The sequence below is a fragment of the Asticcacaulis sp. genome (assembly GCF_035497195.1).
In the GTDB taxonomy this organism is placed as follows: Bacteria; Pseudomonadota; Alphaproteobacteria; order Caulobacterales; family Caulobacteraceae; genus Asticcacaulis.
The window spans coordinates 128,173-152,120 of the sequence record NZ_DATJDZ010000019.1 but is presented as its reverse complement, the minus strand read 5'-3'; the positions used below and the strand labels follow the sequence as shown (position 1 = coordinate 152,120).

Below are 23,948 nucleotides of genomic sequence, written 5' to 3'. Positions count from 1 at the left end.
ATTTCTTGTCAACGCCGATATAGGCGTCGACTGACTCTGAAAAAGTACGCGTGCAAAGGGAGGAAGCGGGGGATATGGCGCTGCGTTTTCCGGAGGGTTTCCTGTGAGGCTGCGCCACCGCCGCCAGCCAGATCGAAGGTGCGCCGGCGGCGGCCTCTATAAATCTCCCCCCAAGAAGGCGAGATCTTTTTGTCAGCTTTTCTTTGCCCGGAGGCGCGTAAAGGCCTGACCTTCAGCGTCGAACAGATAGGCGTCCCTGGCCGCGAAACACAGCCGCAGCGCGTCATCATGCCGGACCGGATGACCGCCGGATAAAAGCGCGCAGACCGGCTGATCCATACCCGCCATGAGGCAATAAACCGCCTGCATCCCGCCTAACGTCTCCACCACATCGATCGTGACAGCAAATCCATTCGCGCTTTTGCCGACCCCCAGCGTATCCGGCCTTATGCCGAGCGTCACCCGATCCCCGATCTTCGCCCGCCCCGCCTCGACCGCCGCCGCGACCACATCGCCGGACGTCAGCTTTACCTTGACCGCCGCCTTCGCAATGGCCCTGATTTCCCCCGCCAGCAGGTTCATGCGCGGCGAACCAAGGAACGACGCCACGAACAGATTGCGCGGTGCGTTATAGACCTCCGTCGGCGTGCCCACCTGCTCGATTCCCCCGGCATTGAGCACCACAAGCCGCGACGCCAGGGTCATGGCCTCGACCTGATCGTGGGTGACATAGATCATGGTGGTCGCCAGTTCGCGGTGCAGACGGGCGAATTCATGGCGCATATGGACACGCAGACCGGCATCGAGATTGGACAGGGGTTCATCGAGCAGGAACAGGCGCGGCTGGCGCACAATCGCCCGCCCGATCGCCACGCGCTGTCTCTGGCCGCCGGAGAGTGCCTTCGGCCGCCGGTCGAGCAGGTCTTCGATGCCGAGCAGTTGCGCCGCCTGCACCACCGCCGCCAGAACCTCGGCCTCTGGTTTTTTTGCCATGCGCAGGCCAAACGCCATGTTGTCGCGGACATTGAGATGCGGATAAAGCGCGTAGGACTGGAAGACCATGGCGACGCCACGCTGGGCTGGCGACTGGCTCAGAGCGCTTTGGCCCTCAATCAGGACGTCCCCCTTTGTCGGTTGTTCGAGGCCGGCGATGATGCGCAAAAGCGTGGACTTGCCGCAACCGGACGGCCCGACAATGACCAGGAATTCGCCGTCGGCTATGGCGAGATCGATCTCTTTCAGGGCAATTTGCGCCCCAAATGCCTTCTCCAGCCCCTTTAGCTCAACATTCGCCACTCTGTTCTCTTCCCGCTTTTTTTGGGGAGGTTACGCGGAGCACACGCCAATCACAAGGATCATCACGTCGTGTAAACGATGTAAATCAAACTGTTACCGGAAGTGCCCGCCTCCACCGCAAACACCCTTGCCAAATTTATATTGCAGGCGCTAACATTTTGCCGAATGGCCAAGACCGTCAACGTCCTCATTATCGATCCCGACGAAGCCCGTGCCGAACAGGTGGCGGAAGGGATTCGTGCGGATAATGGCGATCAGGAAACCCTGATACGGCAGGCGCCGCGTTTCGAACTGCGGATGTTGCGCGACTTCGACCCCGACATGGTGATCATCGCCTGCGAAAGCCCGGACCGCGACATGCTGGAGGCCTTGCAGGTCGCCAATGAGCAGGTGCCGCGCCCGGTCGTCATGTTCGTCGATCGCTCCGACGCCAACGCCACGGCGAAAGCGCTGGAGGCCGGAGTCGCGGGTTATATTGTTGACGGTTACAATCCAAAACGGATTTCCTCGATTCTGACCGTGGCCGCCCAGCGCTTCGCCCTGACGCAGGGCCTGCGCAAGGATCTCGACAAGGCCAAGGCCGACCTCGCCGCCCGCAAGACCATCGACCGCGCCAAGGGTGTGCTGATGCAATCGCGCAATCTGTCCGAAGACGACGCCTACAAGGCGCTGCGTAAACATGCCATGGATACGGGCCGCCCGATCCATGCCGTGGCCGCCGACATCCTGGCTGTCAGCGATCTTCTGAAACCGGGTGACAGCCAATGACCGACCTCAAAATCGCCTACAGTCCGCTGAATGACGCCGCGCTGATACTGGTCGCCGAAGCCCTTGGCTTCTACGACAGCGAAGGGCTGACCGTCACCCTGATCCGTGAGGCCAACTGGTCGAATATCCGCGACAAGCTGGCCTACGGCATGATCGACGCCGCCCATATCCTGGCGCCCATGCCGTTCGCGGCAGCGCTCGGCCTGGGACCTTCGATGGGTCGCATCATCGCGCCGATGGCTTTAGGCGCCAATGGAAATTCGGTGCTGGTTTCAGCGAAACTCAAGGCGCGTCTGGAAGATGGTGGACAGCTTGACAGCACGCTGATTGGCAGCGCCCGCCTGCTGGCGCGCGAAGTTGAACGACGCCGGCGCGAAGGCCTTGGCCGCCTGGTTTTCGCCGTGCCCTTCACCTGGTCGCCGCATCATTTCGTTCTGCGCCACTGGGCGGCGTCGGCGGGTCTCGATCCCGAACGGCAACTGCAATGGCTGGTCGTGCCGCCGTCCCGGATGGCCGATATGGTCAAGGATGGGGTGATTGACGGGTTCTGCTCCGGCTCGCCGTGGCCGCAGGCGGCGCAACTGAACGGCCACGGTGAAATACTGTTCTCCGATCCGGATTACTGGACGCTAAAGCCGGAAAAGGTTCTGGGGGTGCGCGCCGCCTGGGCCGAAGCCAATCCGGAAGCCACTCTTGCCCTCACCCGCGCCCTGCTGCGCGCCGGCCTGTGGGCCAGCGATCCCGCGCACCGCGAAGACCTGATCCGCATCCTGGCGCGAAAGGCCTCGGTCAATGCGCCGTGGAAGGCGATCGAGATGGCTCTGGACGGCAGCGGGCTGACCTTCGATCCGCAGACCGCCACCTTCCCGTGGATCAGCCATGCCAAGTGGTTCATGGGCCAGATGGTGCGCTGGGGAATGCTGTCACCGGAGCACGATTTCGACCAGTTGGCGCGCCATGTCTACCGCCCGGACCTGTGGCGGGAAGCCGCCGCCGGCATCGGCCTCAACTGCCCCCTGGCCGACGAGAAAACCGAAGGCGGCCACGCCACCGACTGGGAAATCCCTGCCGAACCGCGCGATATAGTTATGCCGGCCAACAGGCTGTTCGACGGCGGCGTCTTTCGGAGCGTGTAAATATCACGAAATAGTGATTTCAATTGAAACCAAATGCGGCACTTACGGCAAACACGTTGCCCACGATCAAAATCACCCGTAAGCCGTCTTTTCGTGACATTTCGGTCTCACGATTTATTTTGCATCGCAGCATAAGCGCTAACGCATTGACGGAATTCTTCATCTGAATAACGCTTAATCCAGCGGTCAATGGCGACTGCACGATACCAGCTCTCCGTGCCAACGATGACACGGTCAGCTTTCAAAAGACAATGACGTCTCAGGAATGGCTTCACCGCATCGCGGTCGTGGCCGGTTCCGGGACGTTTTTTTTGCCCTACATCGCCAGATGACAACGAAAGCAACACAATGATCAGTAAGGATTTTCTCAAGTCGGGGCATACCCCCACCCTCTTCTCCGCGTTCCTGTACTTCGACATGAGCTTCATGGTCTGGGTGCTTCTGGGGGCGCTCGGCGTCCAGATCGCCGCCACGCTCGGCCTGACACCCGCCGAAAAAGGCTTCATGGTCGCCGTGCCGATCCTCTCCGGTGCGCTTTTGCGACTGCTCAACGGCTTCCTGGTCGATCGCATCGGCCCCAAGAAAACCGGCGCCATCGCCCAACTCATTGTCATTGGCGGCCTGCTGATCGCCTGGCTGATGAACATAAATTCGTATGGCAGCGTGCTGGCGCTCGGCGTTGTCCTTGGCATGGCCGGCGCGTCGTTCGCCGTGGCCCTGCCGCTGGCCTCGCGCTGGTATCCGCCGAAATATCAGGGGATTGCGCTGGGCATCGCCGGCGCCGGCAATTCCGGCACGGTGCTCGCCTCGCTGTTCGCCCCGACCCTGGCCAGGATGTTCGGCTGGTCTTCAGTCTTTGGCCTCGTCGCCATTCCGCTGATCATCACCTTCGTCATCTATCAGTTTCTGGCCAAGGATTCGCCCGATCAGCCGCCCGCCAAGACCGGCGCGCAGTACCTTGGCATCTTCAAACAGCCCGACGCCTGGTGGTTCATGTTCTTCTACGGCGTCACCTTCGGCGGCTTTGTCGGCCTGTCGTCCTCGCTCAACATCTATTTCAACGCCGAATACGGCATCGAACCGATCCACGCCGGCTTCTTCACCGCGGCCTGCGTCTTCGCCGGCTCTCTGGTCCGTCCGGTCGGCGGCGCCCTGGCTGACCGTGTCGGCGGCATCCGGACGCTTTCGGTCATGTATACGGTGGCCGCTATCGCCTTGATTATCCTCAGTTTCGGGATGCCGACCATCTGGACCGCCGTGGCCGTGCTGATCATCGGCATGGGCGCGCTTGGCATGGGCAATGGCGCTGTCTTCCAGCTTGTGCCGCAACGGTTCCGCAATGAAATGGGCGTCATGACCGGTCTTGTTGGCATGTTCGGCGGCGTGGGGGGCTTCTATCTCGCCGCCACGCTCGGCCTCGCCAAGCAGGCCACCGGTTCCTACCAGATCGGGCTGCTGGGCTTTGCCGGGCTGGCCCTGGTGGCGCTCGCCGGTCTCACCTATGTCAAGAAGCGCTGGCGCACCACCTGGCATGTCTTCGGCGCGGCGGATGCGAAAATTTGACTGGATTCTCCTCCCTATGGCTTGCCATGGGGAGGTGGCATTTTGCTCTATTGCAAAACGACGGAGCGGCGAATTCCACAAAACCCCTCCGGCGGGACAGGCCCGCCACCTCCCCACGCAAGCGTAGGGATGAGAATTTAATGCACCGCACAAAATCGGATAACGGCATTTTCCATGTTGACAATCTCCGCTTTTGCCGTAGCCTCATAGATCTGATCACTGTCGATCAACCACATTCGCGCTTCTGAAACCAACGGTGGTTTCTGCGGCGCACCATCAGGACAATGGAGTCCCGAACCAGCAACTCAGCAATGAGTGGCGTGGTTCGGGGCTCTTTTTTTTGCTCAAAGGGTTCGCGTAATGACCACACAAAAAGAGCGTATCGTCATCATAGGCGCCGGCATGGCCGGGGGCCGCATCGTTGAGGAAATCCTCAAGCGTGACGACCAGAAGTTCGAGATTTCGATCATCGGCGCCGAGCCGTGCGCCACCTATGACCGCATCCAGCTCTCGCCGGTTCTGGCCGGGGAAAAGACCTTCGACCAGATCGTCACCCACTCTCAGGAATGGTATGACGGCAATGGCGTCAAGACGCACTTCGGCTACTGGGTGCAGTCGATCGAGACCACCGCCAAGCATGTCGTTCTGCACGATGGCCAGACCATTGCCTACGACAAGCTGATCCTGGCGATGGGGTCCGACCCGATCCGCCTGCCCCTGCCCGGCTCAGACCTGCACGGCGTCGTCGCTTTCCGCGACCTGCTCGATGTCGATGTCATGACGCAAGCCGCCAATCGCGGCGGCGAAGCCGTGGTGATCGGCGGCGGCCTGCTCGGTCTCGAAGCCGCTTACGGCCTCGCCAAACGCGGTATGAAATCGACCGTCATCCATCTCGTTGACGTGCTGATGGAGCGCCAGCTCGATGAGGCCGCCGGCCGCCTGCTGGAAAAGGCCCTGCTCGATCGCGGCGTCATTTCGGTGCTCAACGCCCAGTCAGAGGCCATTGTCGGCGAAACCCACGTCGAGGGCCTGAAGCTGAAAGACGGCCGCGTCATCCCGGCCTCGCTGCTGGTCATGGCCGTCGGCATCCGTCCGCATGTCGAGCCGGCGAAATCCTCCGGCCTGGTGGTCGAGCGCGGCATTGTCGTCGACGACCAGATGCGTACCTCCGATCCGTCGATCTTCGCCATCGGCGAATGCGCCCAGCACCGCGGCCAGTGCTATGGTCTCGTCGCCCCGATCTGGGAAATGTGCCGCACGCTCGCCGATGTCCTGACCGAAAAGAACGTCGATAGTTCTTATGCCGGCTCGCAAATGGCCACCCGCCTCAAGGTTTCCGGCGTCGATCTGTTCTCGGCCGGTCAGTTCGGCGGTGGCGAGGGTTGCGAAGACATCGTTTTCCGCGATCCGTCGCGCGGCGTCTACAAGCGCATCGTCATCAAGGACGACCAGTTGGTCGGCACCGTTCTCTTCGGAGAAGCCAGCGATGGCGGCTGGTATTTCGACATGATCAAAAAGGGGGAAAGCGTCGCTGACATCCGCGACACCCTGATCTTCGGTCAGGCCGTTACCAATGCCCTGGCCGGCCAGGACCCTTCTGACGCCGTTGCAGCATGGCCCGACGACACCGAAGTGTGCGGCTGTAACGGCGTATCCAAGGGACAGGTTGTGGCGTCGATTTGCGCCGGTAACGACACGCTCGACAAGGTGCGCGGCCACTGCAAGGCGTCAGCCTCATGCGGCTCGTGCACCGGCATCGTCGAGAGCCTGCTGAAGTGTACGCTCGGCGATGCTTTCAAGGCCCAGACCGGGCCGAAACCCGTCTGCAAATGCACCGAGCACGGCCACGCGCATGTGCGCAAGGCGATCATTGATCTGGAACTGAAGACCCTGCCGGATGTGATGCAGGCGCTGAAATGGACCACGCCCGACGGCTGTTCGGCCTGCCGCCCGGCGCTGAACTATTACCTGCTGTGCGCCTGGCCACGCGAATACAAGGACGATCCGCGCTCGCGCTTCGTCAATGAGCGCAACCACGCCAATATCCAGAAGGACGGCACCTATAGCGTCGTGCCGCGCATGTGGGGCGGGCTGACCTCGGCCAAGGAACTGCGCGCCATCGCCGATGTGGTCGATAAGTTCAATGTGCCGATGGTGAAAGTCACCGGCGGCCAGCGTCTCGATCTCTTCGGCGTCAAAAAGCAGGACCTGCCCGCCGTCTGGGCCGATCTCAACGCCGCTGGCATGGTGTCAGGCCACGCCTACGCAAAGGCGCTGCGTACGGTCAAAACCTGCGTCGGTTCGGAATGGTGCCGCTTCGGCACGCAGGATTCGACCGGCCTCGGTGTCAAGCTGGAGCAGGCGACCTGGGGCAGCTACATGCCGCACAAGTTCAAGATGGCCGTTTCCGGCTGCCCACGCAATTGCGCGGAAGCCACCATCAAGGACTTCGGCGTCATCTGCGTCGATAGCGGCTACGAACTGCATGTCGGCGGCAATGCCGGCATCCATCTGCGCGGCACCGACCTGCTCACCAAGGTGGCTACCGAAGAAGAGTCGATCGAATGGTCGATGGCCTTTGTCCAGCTATACCGGGAAGACGCCTGGTATCTGGAGCGCACGGCGCCGTGGATCGAACGCGTCGGCCTGCCATTCGTCAAGGATCGCCTGGCCGAACCGGAGATGCGCGCCGCCCTCGTCGCCCGCTTCTTGGAGTCACAAGCCGTCTATCAGGTCGATCCGTGGGCCGAACTCGCGCCGAAATCCGAACCCGCCAAGGTCTTTTCGCCCCTCGCCGACCTGCGCGAAGGGTTTACGCAACCGGAGCCAGCCGAATGAACGCCCCAGTAAACTTCAACGCCATCATAAACTGGACGGATGTCGGCGCGGCGATCGAGGTGGCCCCGCAAAGTGCCCGCCGCGTCGAGACCGTCATGGGCGCTATCGCCGTCTTCCGCACGGTGGCCGACGAATACTACGCCGTCTTCGACAAGTGTCCGCACAAGGGCGGTCCGCTCTCCGAAGGCATCGTCCACGGCCGCGCCATCGCCTGCCCGCTGCACAACTGGTCGATCTCTCTCGAAAGCGGTGAAGCCCTCGGCGCCGATGCCGGCAAGGGCTGCACCCCGACGGTGCCGCTGAGGATCGAAGAGGGTCGTATTTTGCTGGGATTGAATTTCTGACACTTCGCCTGCCCCATTTATGGGGAAGGTGGCATTGAGCGTAGCGAAATGACGGAAGGGGCAATTCCACTGTCCTTAGCCCCTCCCACCGCTTCGCGGTCCCCCCTCCCCATAAATGGGGCGGGCGAAACACTGAAAGACCGTTGGATACTTTTAAAATGTTCGAGTCCGCCGCCACCGTTACGACGAAAACCACCTGCCCCTACTGCGGTGTGGGCTGTGGCGTGAAAGCGGAACTCACCGGCGCCCGCCGCATGACGGTCAAGGGCGACGAAAACCACCCCGCGAACCTTGGCCGTCTGTGCTCGAAAGGCACGGCGCTCGGCAATACCTTCGGGCTCGAAGGCCGGCTGCTTGAACCGAAAATGCGTAAAAACGGCACGTTAGAGGCCGTCACCTGGGATGAAGCGCTCAATACGGTGGCGCATAAATTCAACGCCATCATCGCCGAGCACGGCCCCGATGCGGTCGCCTTCTATGTCTCCGGACAGTTGCTGACCGAGGACTATTACGCCGTCAACAAGCTGGCCAAGGGCTATATCGGCACCGCCAATATCGACACAAACTCGCGCCTGTGCATGTCATCCGCGGTGGCGGCGCACAAGCAGGCCTTCGGCGCCGACCTCGTGCCCGGCACTTACGAAGACCTCGAACTGGCGGATTTGCTGGTCTTTTCCGGTCACAATGCCGCCTGGACCCATCCGGTGCTGTACCGTCGCATAGAAGGCAGACAAGACCAGATGCGCGTCTGCATCGACCCGAAGCGCACCGATACCGCCAGGGCTGCCGACCTGCACCTGATGATCAAACCGCAGACCGATGTGCGGCTATGGAATGGCCTGTGCGCCCATCTGATCGCCCGTAATGCCGTCGATCACGACTTCATCGACCAGCATACGCAAGGCTATTCGCGCCTGATGTCCGCGCTTTGCGAAGATGACCAGAGCCTGGACGCCATCGCCCATGACTGCGGCATCTCGCCGGCCGATCTCAAGACCTTCTATGACGCCTTCCTGCATACCGAAAAGACGGTCAGCCTGTTTTCGATGGGCTCGAACCAGTCAAGTCAGGGCGTTCACAAAGGCTTGGCCCTGATCAATGCCCATCTGCTCTCCGGCAAGATCGGCAAGCCGGGTGCCGCGCCCTTCTCGATCACCGGCCAGCCCAACGCCATGGGCGGCCGCGAGGTCGGCGGATTGGCCAATATGCTGGCCGCGCACATGGATTTCGATGACGCCTCAAAGGCGTTGGTACAGCGCTATTGGCAGTCGCCGACCATCGCGCCGAAGCCCGGCCTGAAGGCGGTCGATATGTTCGAGGCGGTCCGTCAGGGCAAGATCAAGGCCATCTGGATCATGGCCACCAATCCGATGGTTTCCATGCCGGACACCAACAAGATTCATGAGGCGCTGTCAAAGTGCGAACTGGTCGTCGTCTCCGATGTCATCGCCCGCACCGACACTATGGACATGGCGCATATCCAGCTTCCCGCCGCCGCCTGGGGTGAAAAGGACGGCACGGTGACCAATTCCGAGCGGGTGATCTCGCGTCAGCGCCGCATGACCATACTGCCCGGCAGCGTGCGCCCGGACTGGGCGATCATCGCCGAGGTGGCCCGTCGCATGAACAGTGCGTGGGATGCCGCCTTCTCATGGAAAGGCCCGCATGACGTCTTTGCCGAACACGCCGGCCTGACCACTTTTGAAAATACCGGTCAGCGCTTCCTGAACCTGAGCGGACTCGCGGACTTAAGCCGTGACGATTACAACGCCCTTGCGCCAACCCGCTGGCCTGTCACCCAGGCCGGCAGCACGCATCGTTTATTTGCCGACGGCCGTTTCGCGACGGCGAATGGTCGCGCCCGCCTGATCGCGCCCAGGGCCACCGGCCCCGCGAATGCGACGTCGCCAGACTTCCCGTTCAGCCTCAATAGCGCCCGTGTCCGCGACCACTGGCACACCCTCACCCGCACCGCGCTGGCCCCGGAGCTGAACCGTCACATCAGCGAGCCCCTGCTCGATATCCACCCAAAGGACGCCAGACATCTCGGCATCAGGGATGGCCGTCTGGCCATCGTCACCACGGCCTATGGCGAAGCGATCCTGAAAGCCCGCGTCACCGACGATGTGCGCGAAGGCAATCTCAGCGTGCCGATGCACTGGACGCGTCAGTTCGCGCCCTTCGGGCGCTCGAACCAGATGGTCAATCCGGCGGTCGACGCCCTGTCGGGCCAGCCGGAATTCAAGCATACGCCGGCCAATGTGCGCGCCTATCACGAGGCCTGGCACGGCTTCATCATGGCGCCACGCGATTTCGATGCGGAACTGCCTGATTTCGGTGACGCTGTGTGGCGGCGTTCCAGCCATGCCTTCGCCGATTGCTTCGAGATCGCCGGCATCGCGCCGATGGATATCTCCACGCTCGACATCACCCAAAGCCTCGATGATGTGACCACCGGCCTGACCCGCCGCGTCCGCATCGAGGATGGCCGCCTGACCCGCGTTATCTTCATTGCGCCGATCACCAAACGCCTGCCATCGCGTGACTGGCTGCTGGAGCGTTTCGGCGACCTGGTGCTCGACGGTAAGGACCGCGCCGCCCTGCTGATCGGCCGCTTGCCCGGCGTTCATGACAAGGGCCGGATCATCTGCGCCTGTCGCAGCGTCGGTGAAAAGACCATCAACGCCGCCATCGCCGATGGCGCCCTGACCGTTGAGGCCATTGGCGAGGCGACCACCGCCGGCACGTCCTGCGGCTCGTGCAAGGGCGAACTGAAACAATGCCTGCTGAAACACGCAAAGGAGACCGCTCATGCCGCATGATGACACCTTCCTCCTCCCCTGCGTTAGCGGGGGAGGTGTCGAGCAAGCGCAGCGCGTCGAGACGGAGGGGGCTATCTCCACCGTCAGTAATGCCCCCTCCGCCTCGAACAAGTCGAGGCACCTCCCCCGTTTCGCATTGGAGGAGAAGAGAGTTGGCTTCGTATCGCTCGTTGGCGCCGGCCCCGGCGATGCCGATCACCTGACGCTCGGCGCGCTGAAGGCCCTGCAATCGGCGCAGGCATTGCTTTATGACGCGTTGGTTTCGGAAGATATCCTGGCACTTGCCCCACAGAAGTGCGTCAAGATCTGCGTCGGCAAGCGCGGCGATCGTCTCAGCGTCTCGCAGGACAAGACCAACGCGCTGATGGTGCGACTGGCGAAAAAAGGGCTGCATGTCGTGAGGCTAAAAGGCGGCGATCCGTCAGTCTTCGGCCGCGTCGAGGAAGAGCGCCAGTATCTTGAAGCCTATGGCATCAGTCACAAGACCCTGCCCGGCGTCACCGCCGCATCGGCGGCCGCGGCACAGTTCTCCTTCCCCCTCACCCATCGCGGCGAGGCGCGGTCGGTCACCTTCCTGACCGGCCGCACAAAAGACGGTTCTATCGATCTGCGCGACGAGAGCATCAACGATCCGATGGCCTCACTTGTTTTTTACATGTCGTCACACAACGCCGCTCATATTGAAGCCAGTCTTTTGCAGGCCGGACGCTCATCGCAAACCCCTGTGGTCATTATCGAAAATGCCGGTCGCCCGACGGCGCGCGCCTGTTCTGGCACACTAAAGGACATGGCCGCTCTGGTTGCAGAGGCGGCCTTTGAAGGGCCGGTGCTCATGGGTGTAGGCGTCGCCTTCGGCCACGCCCGCCTCGCCCTGTCAGTTTCTGTGCCCGTTAAGGCGCGACTTCAAGCGTAAGGCTGTAGGCCCAGTTTTTCGGATCAGACTGATCACCGTCCTGCCATTTGCGGCTCAGTTCGATGACATAGACGCCCGGCGTATCGAAGGTCACCTGCGTCTTGCCGTCGGCAGCCGTGGTGCCGCTATAGGCATAGCTGGCCTCCCGGTACTGGTCGCCGCCGCGCTCGATCTTGAAATCGGCCGCCGGTAGGGGCTTGCCGTCGAACATCACGGTGAAATCGAAGACACCGCCGCTGAACAGACGGCTGGGATGCGAGACCGGCATGATTTCCAGCCCCTTGCCTTCGAGCGGCGGCAGGGCATCGGATGGCTTTTTCAGTGAAATATAACTGTCGGCACGGGCCATGACTTTCACCGTCACCGTTTTGGCGTCAACGGGAATGGCTGGTTGTTGCGGCGATTGGCTGGCCGCTCCCTTGGCCGGACCGCGCACCGGACGCCATTTGCCATCGACCTCGACCATCTGCATCACGCGCATTTCCTGATTGCCCGTGGTCAGGCGGAAGGTGCCGTCATGTGGCAGGGCCGATTCAAACAGGGTGACCTCCTTGAACGGCGTGCCCTTGGCGGCGGTGGCCACGCCCTTGTCGTCGATGATCTGGAAGCTGTCGACCTTCAGCGCGGCTTCCGGCGTAAAGACATTTTCCGAGGTCGCCGCCTCTGCCGTGACATAGGCTTCGGTCGGGGCGAAATTATACGGCAGAATATAGCTGGTGCGCGCCTCGGCCGAAACCGCGGCGAACAGAGCAACTGCGGCAAGGCCGGACAGGACGGGTTTCAACATGATAGGCTCCCAAAGCGAGTGTATTTAATAAAGATCACGGCGGTATCGCCCGGATACCTTGGCCTCATCGACCCAGGCCTGACCGAGCGCCGCCGCCAGGGCATGTTCGACCGCGAGGCCCATATCGCGGCCGCCGCAGCACAGGATGGCGCCAGTATCGCCCAGCCAGGCCGGTATATCCGCATGGGCGTTGACGACGGCCTGGACATATTGACCAGAACCTTCATCCGGACGTGAAAAGGCCAGATCAAGCCGCGCCAGACAGCCTTCGTCGCACCACGCCTGCATAGTATTAGCCAGGGCGCCATCGCGCGCCGGATGGCGCTCGCCATAGATCAGCCAGACCGGCCGCTTTTGCGCCTTCGCCTGAAGAATATGCGCCCGCAGACCGGCCAGGCCCGAACCGGCGCCGATCAGCAACAGCGGGCCAAAGCTAGACGGCATATGGAAGCCCTTATGCGACTTCACCCGCAGCGGCAGGCTGTCGCCCACCTGAATATCTCTGACCATCAGCCCGGAACCGTCGCCAAGTTCGCCGTTTGCCTTACGGACCTCGCGGACATAGAGATCGAGCCGACCTTCTTCCGGCAGGCTGGCGATCGAATAGTCGCGCCGGTGGCCATGCGGCGTGGTGATTTCGACCAGATCACCGGCCTGCCAGTCTGCGGTCTGGCCGGTAAAGCTTAGATGATAGAGCGGATGGTCGCCCCGCGGATTGAGCCGCGTCCGCGCCGCCAGCCGCCAAGGCAAACCGACATCCGAGTAAACCGTCTCTTGTCCGCCGAAACTGGTCAGCAGGTCGTGCCATCTCTTCAGGGCTGCCGGATCAAGATCATCAACCTCAATGGCTGGCATCACGGCTTCAGCGCCGCACGAAACCAGCCAGTTGAAAACGCGATGACCGAAGGCACAAAATTGGTCATATTTGCGATCCCCCAGCGCCAGAACAGCCAGAGTCCGCCCTGACAAATCCAGCGTCTCGCGCATCAGAGTCTTCTCGAAGCGCAAGGCCTCATCCGGCGCGTCGCCTTCGCCGGTGGTCGAAACCACACAAAGAATATGTTTCGCCGCCTGTAACTGCGCCACCGTCACCTTGTCGGTGGAAACCGCCTGCACATCGCGCCCGCCCGCCCTCAAAGAAGCGGCGCTGTCATGGGCAATCTCCTCCGCCTGGCCGGTTTGTGAAGCGTAAAGCACCAGATAGTCGCTGGTGATGTCCGATGTCTTCCGGCCTTTGAGCGCCGCCCACAGGCAGACCGCCACAAATCCCGCCACCCAGATACCGGCGGACGCCCAGCGCGCCGGATCATCGGTCAGAGTATCGAGGAAAAACGTCACAGCCAGGCCTCCAGACGCGGGCTTACCCGCTCACGGAAACCATCGCCCTCACGCAGCCATAACAGGCACGGGATATCGTGCGTCACGGCAAACTCCATAGCCCTCACCTCGCCCATCACCATCAGGGCCGTGGCCAGGGCATCGGCCCGCCAGCATTCGGTGTCGAATACCGTCACGCTGACAATGCCTGAGCGTGTCGGCGCCTGGGTGCGACTATCGATGATGTGCGGATGCACCTGTCCGTTATGAACAAACGATCGCACCTGTTCGCCGGAAGTCGCCACCGCCCAGTCGCACAGGGCGGCCACTGTCGCCGCTTTCACGGGCGTCTCGATTTCCACCCAGAACGGCAATCCATCCGGCTGCACATTCCAGCCTTTCAGTTCGCCGCCGACCTCGACTAGGCCGGCGCAAATCCCCGGTTCGGCTTTCAGCAGGTCCATCAGCGCATCGACGGCATAGCCCTTGGCGATGGCGCAGAGGTCGATGCGCAGACCCTCTGGCTTGATCAGGCCCTCCGCCTGCCAGACCAGATCGCGCCAGCGGCTTGCCGGCAGGATCGAGATATCCGGCAGGTCTGCCGGCACCGCCTTCGCACCAAACCCCCATAGTTCCACGGCCGGCAGGATGGCCGGATCGAAGGCGCTATCGGTCAGGTTTGCCATGTCCAGCGCATGACCTATAACGGTCATCATCCTCACCGGCAAAGCCACGAACATCCCGGCCGGCGCCAGATTGAAGCGCGTCAGGTCGGAATCGATTCGATACGGACTCATCTCCCGGTCAATGTCATCGAGCACAGCCTGCAAGCGCGCTGGCAATCCCATCAGTACCGCATCGGCTTCGGCATAAAAACTGACCCGCCAGGTCGTGGCGAAGGCCGCACCGCCGAAATCATGACGCACCGTTCCGATAGGCGGCTTTGGTTCCGCGACCAGGTCGGGGATCAGGACGCGCCGGTCAAGGGCGGGCAACGGCAGGGTCATCTAGGGCTTATATGTAAGCTTGACCGTACCCAGTTCGGCAGTACCCTTGGCGCTGGCGGTCGCTGCCTTTGCCGGGTTCCACACCAAGGGCAGCTTTACCTGATCGTGGCCGCCCTGCTCGCGCGAGGCCTCGACGACAAAGCTGTAAGCGCCAGGCTTCAGCCCCTTGAAAGCGGAGGTATTGGTATCGAGCGACAGTGTATTACGGCCGGGGGCACGGGTGGCGCCACTGAAGCCATCGGTCGAGGACAGGTCGCGGCCGCTCTTGCGCCACCATGAGCGCAGGTCCTTCAGCCACTTGGCGCCGCGGTTTTCCGGCTTCTTGACGTCATACCACAGGAAAGCATTGGCGACATGGTTGCCGCTAGCATCTTCTATCCAGCCGGCGACATAGGGCTTGTGATATTCGGCGACCTTCTGCGTCGGGATTTCGATATCGAGCACCACCTGACCGGCATTTGCGGCGGAGACAGTAAGGCCGGTGGCCGCAACAGCGGCAAAGGCAAAAAATTTGGCAGTCATAGATAACCTCAGGCGTGAACAAACAGCAGGAAAATGATGAAAGGCAGCACTATGCCCAGTGCGACCAGAGGCCAGGTGACGCGGCGGCCTCTCGAATAAAGCCACAGCAGCCCGAAGCCGGTGATGGCGAAGACAACGCAGGCAATGGCGATCAGGTCGATAAACAAAGCCCAGACCGGGCCGGAATGGCGGCCCTTATGCAGGTCGTTGAGCACGGCGATCAGGCCGCGATCGGTGCGCTCAAAAGTGGCGTTACCGTCGATACGGCTGATCTCCAGCGTCGAATCGACGCCCGGCGCCGACAGGGTGAGATAGATGCCGTCGTCATCGGCATCGACCGCGGCGCCGCGCACATCAACGCCCGTCGCCCCCCGGATAGCCTTGGCCTGAACCGGCGTCAGCGGCACATTGGCAGTCACCGAGGCCAGACCAGCCAGTGTGGTTGGCGGCACCTGCCGCTCGATCTTGGTCACCTTGGGTTCGGCCTCGATCTGGGTGGCGTGATTGAGCGTGAAACCGGTGACGGCAAACAGCAGCAGTCCCATCAGCGAGATGGCTGAACTGATCCAGTGCCACTGACGCAACTGGTTACGCCAGAAGCCGGGTTTTGCCGTTGGAGAACTGGCCATAGGGATGAAGATACCGCACAAACTTGATAATCATTCGCATTAGCAACAATTATCCAGCCTGACAAGCACTTAGGGTATTAAAAAGAGGGCGGCCCTATCAGGACCGCCCCATAAGCACCGGGGAGGAACCCAGGTTTACTTTTTGACCTTGCCCTGCGGCACGAAACGGATCGCCTCGCCGCCGCCGGGGGCCAGTTTGAGGGTCAGGGTATCCGCCGAGGTCACATTTTGCTTTTCGATGACGATATCGAAGCGCGCGTCGCCCTTGAGATCGGCGTTCGGCCCGTCGCGGTAGATTTCCGCCGTATAGGTCGTGCCCGGCGAAAGGAAGGCCAGCGGCGCCGACAGGGTGCGGGCGTTTTCGTCGGTGATCGAACCAAGGAACCAGGCCTCCGAATGACGATCCTTGCGCGCAAAGGTGACGTAATCGCCGATTTCGCCATTCAACACCTGCGTGTCGGCCCAGTCGACCGCCACATCCTTGATGAACTGGAAGGCCTTCGGATACTTGGCGTAGTTTTCCGGCAGGTCGGCCGCCATCTGGATCGGCGAATAGAGCACGACATAAAGCGCCAGTTGCTTCGCCTGGGTCGACAGCAGGTCCTTCCTGTTGCCTTCGAGGCTGAGGACGCCCGGCGTATAGTCCATCGGCCCGCTGAGCATCCGTGTGAAAACGAGATTGACGTCATGCTCCGGCGGATTGATCGGATTACCCCAGGCGTTATATTCCTGCCCCCTCGCCCCTTCGCGCGACACCCAATTGGGATAGGTGCGGCGCAGGCCGGTATCCTTCACCGGTTCATGAGTATCGATGGCGACATGGTATTTCGCCGCCGTGACGACGTTTTTCAGATAGTGCTCAACCGCCTGCTGGCTGTCGGTATTGCCGTAGAAGATGGCGCCATCCGTTGCCCGCATCTGCGCCGCGCCGAATTCATGGACATAGCCGGTTTTCACGCTGTCGATGCCGAGGCTCTCATCCAGTTTGAAGGCGTCGTCCATCTGGCCTTCGTAATGGGCGATATTGCCGCCGGTCTCATGGTGCCCGATCAGGTGGACGCCCTTTTTCAGACCGTAGGCGGACAGCGCCTTGATGTCGAAATCGGGATAGGCCTCGGTGAAGCTGAAATCCTTGCCGTCGCCATACCAGGTGCCATCCCAGCCCTTGTTCCAGCCCTCGATCAGCACGCCCCGGAATCCGTTTTTGGCGGCGAAGTCGATGTATTTCTTGGTATTTTCCGTCGTCGCGCCGTGCTTCGGTCCGGACGCCCAGGTCGATTTTTCGAGGTGCATCTCCCACCAGATGCCGACATATTTATAGGGCTTCACCCATGACACGTCGCCGAGTATGTTGGGTTCATTCAGGTTCAGTTCGATATCCGAGGTCAGCAGCGTCGGCGCATTGTCGGTGATGATCATGGTCCGCCACGGCGTCGTGAAAGGCGCCTGGCGCACCGCCGCCGGGCCAATGGCCGAGGGCGCCAGTTGTGCGCGCAGCCGCTGGCCGTCGATACGCCTGATCCACATGGCCGGATAATCAACCAAAGCCGCTTCATGAAAGGCGATATAGGTGCCGTCTGCCGTCTTGATCGTCATCGGCGTCTGGGCCTGGCTGACCTCATCGAGCGGCGTCTGCTTATACAAATATTCGAGATTAGACAGTTCACCACCGAGCGCCCACAGCGCTGTCGCCTTATCCACCACGGCGAACTCGGTCAGTTCCTCGCTGATCTTCACGTCATGCAATTGTGACTGATCGGGGAATTCATAACGGAAGCCGACGCCATCATCGAAGACACGGAAGACGACCGTCATCCTGCGGTTATCATAGGCGGCCTGAACGAGATCGACCCGCACCTCATTATAATGGTCGCGCACGAACTGGCGCTCACCCCACGGCTGCTCCCAGGTGTTATCATGGGTGGCTGACGACGTGCCGCCCAGCGTGAACCGGCCATCGAGCTTCGGGCCATTGGTCAGCACGAACCCCAGCCGTGACGGCGAGATGACTTCCACACCCTTGCGTTTGACCTCATAGGCCGCGCGGCCCTCGGCATCGATCGACACATCGACCTGCAACTGCCCGTCTGGCGACTGGACCGTGGCAACGACCGAACTGGCCGGCGCTGCGATCCCCACGCCGTCGGCCCAGGCGGGCGTGAAAGCCGTCGCCATCGCCAGAAGGCAGACGGAGGCGAGACACGCGTTGATTTTGATCCCCATGAGTTCCAGTTCCCGATATTATGAGAGCGGGCACGCCACTCCTCTTATTATGTCCGCTTCACCTTTAAATGAGGATTATCATCTCTAAAACCCTTAAAAGTAAATTGCATACGTATTCAATTTACGGGCTTTTACTTTGCGAAACGAAGGGGTTAGTGCCGCTTCAGATTCAGGCCGCCGCACGATTCCCGGATGACCAGCCTGGTCGGCATTCGCGTCACATGCACGGGTTCATTTTCGATCAGGCAACTCAGGCCGTCGATCAGCGCCTTAGCCGCCGCTTCGGTATCCTGTCGCACCGTGCTGAGAGACGGCGACAGCGACGAACAGACCCACAGGTCATCGAAGCCCATCACCGAGACATCTTCCGGCACCCGCACCTTGCGCCTGATCAGTTCCTGCATCGCCCCCATCGCCAATAAATCGGTGGCGGCAAAAACGGCGTCGAACGGAATCCCGTCGTCGAGCATGGTGTCGATAGCCGCCACGCCCTCCTCACGCTCCAGGAAAACGTCGGCGTGCAGGGCGTCCTCGATCGGCAATCCGGCATCCTTGAGGGCGCGACAATAGCCTTCGTAACGCTCCTTGAATTCCGGGTGCTCGATGGACGATTTGCCGAGATAGGCAATGCGTGTCCGGCCGAGATTGATCAGGTGCCGGACCGCCGCATAGGCGCCGCCCTCATTATCGGAACCAATGCACAGCTTGGCGCAATCGGGCCGGTCAACGCCCCACACCACCCACGGATCGCCGACCTCATTTAGGTATTCGAACTTGTGCGTATAGGACTGGTAGTCCTTGCAGCCGAGGAAGATGATGCCGTCGGCACGGCGTGAAAAGCCGTAATCCGTGCCCCAGTCATCGCTCTGCTGTTGCAGCGAGATCAGCACGTCATAGCCCTTCTGGCCGGCATATTTGAGGATCGAGCCGATCAGCGGCAGGAAAAACGGATTGATCGGATTGTCGCTCTTGTCGAGGTCTTCCGAGATCAGCACGGCCAGGGTGTGAATCTTCTTCGAGCGCAGCTTGCGGGCGTTGGAATCGACCTTGTAGTTCATGGTCTTGGCGGCATCCATCACCCGCCGGCGGGTCTCGTCATTGACCAGCGGCGATTGCGACAGCGCCCGCGACACCGTGGTTTGCGACATGCCGACCATGGCGGCGATATCGAGGGATGTCGGTCGTTTCACAGCCATGACTACCCCGCAGCCTGCAAACTGGCGATACGTTCAAGAAAGGCGGCATGATCCGGCAAGGTGTTGAGCCGGTCGGTAATCCCTGTCCGGATTTTCGCCAGACGCAATTTGAGATTGTCCTCGGAAATCGTGTCGGCCAGCGGATGATGGTTTTCCGGAAAAAGCCCCTGCCCGACCAGTACGGCGAACCAGCTCGGCTCCTTGAACAGTTCGTGCGACCGAACATGCACATGTCCGGTTTGCCTGAATATCTCCATCCGGGTTTTCAGACTATCGGGAATATCCATATATTTACAATGTTTCCAGAAAGGCGTGTCCTCGCGGTCCGTCACCTTGTAGTGGGCGATCAGGAAGTCCTTGACGTTGACATAATCGGCCAGGATGTCGGCATTGAACTGATCGACCACACTTTGATAGATGCCATTTTTAGGGAACTGGCTGATTAACTGGATGATCACGACCTGACTGAGATGGATCGAGGTTGACTCCAGCGGTTCCAGAAAACCGGAAGACAGTCCGATGGCGACGACATTCTTCTCCCAGACCTTGCGGCGATGCCCGGTGGTGAAACGCAGGACTTTCGGGTCTTTCAGCGCCTTTGCGGGCAGACGCGCCATCAGCTTTTCGCAGGCCTCGTCCTCGCTGATAAAGTCGGAGCAGAAGACATAGCCATTGCCGGTGCGGTGTTGCAGCGGGATTTTCCACTGCCAGCCCGCTTCGCGCGACGTGCAGACAACGTAAGGCTCTATCGGCCCAGGCGGCCTTTCGCACGGTACGGCGGCGGCGCGATCGCACGGCAGCCACCGGCTCCAGTCTTCGTAACCACTTTTCAGCGTCTGCTCGATCAGCAGGCCGCGAAAGCCCGAACAATCGATAAAGAAATCGCCCTCAATAACCTGTCCGTCCTTGAGATTTACGGCCGTGACGAAACCGGACTCTGCGTCCTGATCGACCTTGACCACCATGCCCTCGACCCGCCTGACGCCGCGTTTTTCCGAATAGCGCCTCAGATAGGCGGCATAGAGGCTGGCATCGAACTGAAAGGCGTAATTGACGGCGTATTTTTCACGGCCCTCACCAACCGGAGTACGGCCAAACTTGTTTTCCCGCGCAGCCAGGGTCTCGACATTGAAGCGGCCATAATCGAAATTGCCGCTCAGGCGTGCGAACCGCATCCAGAAATGATTGAAGCTGATTCCATCCAGGTCCTGGCCAAGATGTCCAAACGGGTGAAAATAGCTGTCTGCCTGATCCTGACCTTGCCGCCAGCCGTCGAAGCGAATACCCAGCTTGAAGGTGGCGTTGGTCTCGCGGATGAATTCATCCTCATCTATATTGAGCAGGCGATTGAACTGGTGAATCGGCGGAATCGTCGCTTCACCCACCCCCACCGTGCCGATTTCCTCGGATTCGATAAGTGTAATGTCGTACATGATCGTGCCAAGGGCCTTGGACAACATCGCCGCCGTCATCCATCCCGAAGTCCCGCCGCCAACAACGACGATTTTCCTGATCCGTTTACCCTGCATTTTTTAATTCCCCGGTCGTCTTCGCCAACCTTATCCTATTTGCAAAAGAGTTCCAGATAGGAGTCATGCGAATTCATCGACTGGACCTGTTCGCGAATATAGCCCAGCATACGCTTGAGATGGGCCATAAGATCAGCATCCGATGTGGCCTCCACCAGCGGCTCAAAGGTCTCAAGCACCAGGCCGTGGCCGGTCAGGATGGCTTCCCAGCTATCGAGCGGATAGATTTCCCCGTCAGACATCGGCACGATGCCGCGCGCCCGAAACGTCTCCAGCTTGCGCGTGAGTGTCTCTGGCAAGGCCGTTTCCAGTGCGCGCCAATAGGCGCCTGACTGTCCGCACAACGCCGAATGCACGATCTGAAAATCACGTGTCCGCTCGAAACCCTGCTGCATCAGGTGGTTATATTCGGTCCGCTCGACCGCCCCGCCGTCAGCCTGTGGAAACAGGGCCAGCAGATGGACAAGTCCATTCTGGATCGTGTGCAGGCCAGGGCTGTCGATGGGATCGAACACGCAGGCCGCCTCACCGACGGCGACGCAGTTTTTCGCCCAGGCCTGAGCCGAACGGCCGGAGTTCAGTTCGCTGACCACCGCATCGCCCAGCTTCAAGCCTGACGTTCGCGCCGCCATTTGCAAGGCGTCGTCATCGCTTATCAGCCGGCTGTCGTGAACCTGAACCAGTCGCGTCCGGTCCTGCGCGGCGTAAAGCCCCTGCCAACCGTGATCAAGCGCTTCAATCCGGGCATAGGGCGGTACATTGGCATAAGGCGCGCCCGCCGCCGCCAGAACGCGATCACCGCGGAACCAGCCGCGCCATGACTCGAACCCGATCTCCAGTGCGCGCATAAGCTGGGCGTCAGACCCGCTGGCGTCGATAAACAGATCGCCGGTAATGCGGCTGCCATTTCTTGTCAGCAAAGCGGTAATATTACCCTCAGCGTCTTGTTCCACACCGGCATCACGCACCGAAATCATCCGCACCCCGCTTTTAAGCGCCTTGGCTCGCAGGTAATCGACATAGGCGACAGCCGGCAGATGATAACCGTAGTCTGTCCGCGCGAAGCTGACAGTCGTGCTGTCCGGCACGATAAAGCGCCCGACTTTGGCACCTGCCGCCGTCAGGGAAAAATCCTCCAGCGCGACAGTCAGCCCCTTTTGCCGCGCCCGCGTGAAATATTGGAAGAAGGGCAGCCGGTCGATGGCCACGCCATGACTGCCATAGGCGTGGAAAAACGGCGCCGGACCGAAGCCTGTGAAACTCTGGCCAAGGCTATAGCTGCCGCCGGTCGCCTTGAGCAGGGCATGTTCATCGATGCGCATCTGACCGTGAAAGGCCTCCAGCGCCGGCAGGGCCGGATAGATATCCTGCGCCTGCGACAGGCTGGGCAGTTCGACGACCTCGACGGTCAGGCCGGTCGGGCCGAGCGCCGATTGCAGGGCGTTGGCGCTCAGCCAGGCGGCGGCGTCACGGCCGAAAATGACAACCTTCATTGCGCCATCTCCCGCTCACTCGCCGGGCAATAAAGATCAATTGTCGCGGCGTGATCCGGCATGGTCGCCACCGCACTGGCGATGCGTTCGCGCAGTTCCGCCAGCTTTTCCGCCACCAGATCGAGCGGCGCGGCCTCGGCCATGCGGTCATGACCCAGCGGCGAAAGGCCCTGTCCATTGAAGACGGAAATCCAGCTTGGCGGCGAAAACAGCCCGTCCTTATAGGGCTGGACATAGCCGCGCCGCCGGAACAGTTCCAGGCTGTGTTTCAGGCTGTCGGGCACCTCCATGCCGCGCGTGTAGTCCCACAAGGCTTCGCCCTCGCGGATATTGGCGTGATAATGCAGGATCAGGAAATCACGCACACGCGCATATTCAGTATCGACGGTGCGGTTGAATTCACTACGCAGCCGGTCGTCGACCGGACCAACCGAAAGCAATTTCAGCACCTGCGTGATCGCCGCCTGCACCAGATAGATACTGGTCGATTCCAACGGCTCAAGGAAGCCACTCGCCAGACCGATCGCCACGCAGTTCCGGCACCACGACTCCCGCCGTCGCCCGGCCTTGAACCTCAGCAGTTACGGATCGGATAGGGCCGGGCCGTCGAGATTGGCCAGCAGGGTTTCCGCCGCACGATCCTCTTTGATAAAGGCGCTGGAAAAGACGTAGCCATTGCCGGTCCGGTGCTGCAACGGAATGCGCCATTGCCAGCCGGCTTCACGGGCGGTCAGGCGGGTATAGGGCGCGAAATCCGCCGAGCGCACAGATGCCACGGCCCAGGCGCGATCACAAGGCAACCAGTCGGTCCAGCCTTCCCAGCCAACTTTAAGCGCCTTTTCAATCAGCAGCCCGGCGAAGCCGGAACAGTCGATAAACAGGTCGCCTTCGATCACCTCGCCAGACTGCAATTTCAGGCTGGCAATATCGCCGCTTTCCGCGTCAAGCCGGACATCGACTACCCGGCCTTCCGTGCGCCTGACACCCCGCGCGATGGCGAAATCGCGCATGAAACGGGCATAGAACGCGGCGTCGAAATGGTAGGCATAGGCATAGTGTGACCGCACGCTGTTCGCGTCTTCCGTCGGGAAATCGAATTTATGCGCCCGCGCCGCCGCGATGGCGATGCTGTAGTCTTCCAGCGGCCCGACCGTGATACCGGCCGCTTTGGCGCGTCGCCAGTAATGATGAAATCCGACACCCGCCCAGTCCTGCCCGAACGCGCCGAACGGATGGACATAGGAGCCAGACGCGCCCCAGCCGCGAAATTCGATACCGAGCTTGAAGGTCGCCTGCGTGGCGCGCATGAAGGCGGCTTCGTTGACGCCAAGCTGGTCGTTGAAATCCTTGATGTGCGGCAGGGTCGCCTCGCCTACCCCGCTCGTGCCGATCTCATCGGACTCGATCAAGCGCACACTATAGCCCGGCGCCCGCAAAAGCGGGCTGAACGCCGCCGCGCACATCCATCCGGACGTGCCGCCTCCCAGAATAACGATCCTGCGCACCTGTGTTTCCCCGTCGTGTTCGCATCGTCTTCAAGCGATGTCGCCAAGTCGCTGTCATTA

General features: G+C 61.0%; 17 protein-coding genes and 1 pseudogene. 7 read left to right on the top strand and 11 right to left on the bottom strand.

What is annotated here, in order from left to right; translation table 11 throughout:
* Positions 1 to 192 precede the first annotated feature (192 nt).
* Entirely contained in the window at positions 193 to 1,296 is a 1,104-nt protein-coding gene (locus tag VL130_RS11640) for a sn-glycerol-3-phosphate ABC transporter ATP-binding protein UgpC (RefSeq protein ID WP_325363081.1), read from the bottom strand.
* Positions 1,297 to 1,461: 165 nt separating this feature from the next.
* On the opposite strand from VL130_RS11640, the gene VL130_RS11635 reads away from it, so the two are divergent.
* The 7 genes from VL130_RS11635 to cobA all read left to right on the top strand — a co-directional run bounded on the left by VL130_RS11635 (position 1,462) and on the right by cobA (position 11,680).
* On the top strand, positions 1,462 to 2,064 hold the full coding sequence (locus tag VL130_RS11635) for an ANTAR domain-containing response regulator (RefSeq protein ID WP_325363079.1): 603 nt from the start codon (positions 1,462 to 1,464) through the stop codon (positions 2,062 to 2,064).
* Complete coding sequence (locus VL130_RS11630) at positions 2,061 to 3,200, top strand: ABC transporter substrate-binding protein (RefSeq protein ID WP_325363077.1); 1,140 nt, start codon at positions 2,061 to 2,063, stop codon at positions 3,198 to 3,200. The genes VL130_RS11635 and VL130_RS11630 overlap by 4 nt, the downstream gene beginning before the upstream one ends.
* Positions 3,201 to 3,548: 348 nt before the next feature.
* Complete coding sequence (locus VL130_RS11625) at positions 3,549 to 4,763, top strand: nitrate/nitrite transporter (RefSeq protein ID WP_325363075.1); 1,215 nt, start codon at positions 3,549 to 3,551, stop codon at positions 4,761 to 4,763.
* Positions 4,764 to 5,123: 360 nt separating this feature from the next.
* Entirely contained in the window at positions 5,124 to 7,601 is a 2,478-nt protein-coding gene (nirB, locus tag VL130_RS11620; protein WP_325363073.1) for a nitrite reductase large subunit NirB, read from the top strand.
* Positions 7,598 to 7,945: a nitrite reductase small subunit NirD gene (gene nirD / locus VL130_RS11615; RefSeq protein WP_325363072.1), complete on the top strand. Its 348-nt coding sequence runs from the start codon at positions 7,598 to 7,600 to the stop codon at positions 7,943 to 7,945. The genes nirB and nirD overlap by 4 nt, the downstream gene beginning before the upstream one ends.
* Positions 7,946 to 8,103: 158 nt before the next feature.
* Positions 8,104 to 10,767, top strand: coding sequence for a molybdopterin-dependent oxidoreductase (locus tag VL130_RS11610; protein WP_325363070.1), 2,664 nt, complete (start codon positions 8,104 to 8,106; stop codon positions 10,765 to 10,767).
* On the top strand, positions 10,757 to 11,680 hold the full coding sequence (gene cobA, locus VL130_RS11605; RefSeq protein WP_325363069.1) for a uroporphyrinogen-III C-methyltransferase: 924 nt from the start codon (positions 10,757 to 10,759) through the stop codon (positions 11,678 to 11,680). The genes VL130_RS11610 and cobA overlap by 11 nt, the downstream gene beginning before the upstream one ends.
* Here the strand turns inward: cobA and VL130_RS11600 are convergent.
* From VL130_RS11600 to VL130_RS11555, 10 genes and pseudogenes are all read right to left on the bottom strand, one after another.
* Positions 11,658 to 12,467, bottom strand: a complete 810-nt coding sequence (locus tag VL130_RS11600) for a DUF4198 domain-containing protein (RefSeq protein ID WP_325363067.1) — start codon at positions 12,465 to 12,467, stop codon at positions 11,658 to 11,660. The two genes, cobA and VL130_RS11600, sit on opposite strands and share 23 nt — an antisense overlap.
* 24 nt (positions 12,468 to 12,491) lie before the next feature.
* Positions 12,492 to 13,805, bottom strand: coding sequence for an NADPH cytochrome P450 oxidoreductase family protein (locus VL130_RS11595; RefSeq protein WP_325363065.1), 1,314 nt, complete (start codon positions 13,803 to 13,805; stop codon positions 12,492 to 12,494).
* The gene (locus VL130_RS11590) at positions 13,802 to 14,791 is read right to left on the bottom strand and encodes an FAD:protein FMN transferase (protein ID WP_325363064.1); all 990 of its coding nucleotides are present in this window, start codon (positions 14,789 to 14,791) and stop codon (positions 13,802 to 13,804) included. Before VL130_RS11590 ends, VL130_RS11595 begins: the two co-directional genes overlap by 4 nt.
* A complete protein-coding gene (locus VL130_RS11585) occupies positions 14,792 to 15,313 on the bottom strand; it encodes a DUF2271 domain-containing protein (RefSeq protein ID WP_325363063.1) in 522 nt (173 codons plus the stop codon). It abuts the gene before it with no gap.
* A gap of 8 nt (positions 15,314 to 15,321) precedes the next feature.
* Positions 15,322 to 15,942 (bottom strand): PepSY-associated TM helix domain-containing protein, encoded by a 621-nt coding sequence (locus tag VL130_RS11580; RefSeq protein ID WP_325363062.1) that lies wholly within the window; start codon positions 15,940 to 15,942, stop codon positions 15,322 to 15,324.
* A 135-nt stretch (positions 15,943 to 16,077) separates the two neighbouring features.
* On the bottom strand, positions 16,078 to 18,165 hold the full coding sequence (locus VL130_RS11575) for a glycoside hydrolase family 97 protein (protein WP_325363061.1): 2,088 nt from the start codon (positions 18,163 to 18,165) through the stop codon (positions 16,078 to 16,080).
* A gap of 152 nt (positions 18,166 to 18,317) precedes the next feature.
* The gene (locus tag VL130_RS11570) at positions 18,318 to 19,361 is read right to left on the bottom strand and encodes a LacI family DNA-binding transcriptional regulator (RefSeq protein WP_325363059.1); all 1,044 of its coding nucleotides are present in this window, start codon (positions 19,359 to 19,361) and stop codon (positions 18,318 to 18,320) included.
* 2 nt (positions 19,362 to 19,363) lie between these two features.
* On the bottom strand, positions 19,364 to 20,890 hold the full coding sequence (locus VL130_RS11565; RefSeq protein ID WP_325363058.1) for a tryptophan halogenase family protein: 1,527 nt from the start codon (positions 20,888 to 20,890) through the stop codon (positions 19,364 to 19,366).
* 35 nt (positions 20,891 to 20,925) lie between these two features.
* The gene (locus tag VL130_RS11560) at positions 20,926 to 22,383 is read right to left on the bottom strand and encodes a tryptophan 7-halogenase (RefSeq protein WP_325363057.1); all 1,458 of its coding nucleotides are present in this window, start codon (positions 22,381 to 22,383) and stop codon (positions 20,926 to 20,928) included.
* Positions 22,380 to 23,888, bottom strand: a pseudogene (locus VL130_RS11555) (tryptophan halogenase family protein). Before VL130_RS11555 ends, VL130_RS11560 begins: the two are co-directional and overlap by 4 nt.
* Between the last annotated feature and the right edge of the window lie 60 nt (positions 23,889 to 23,948).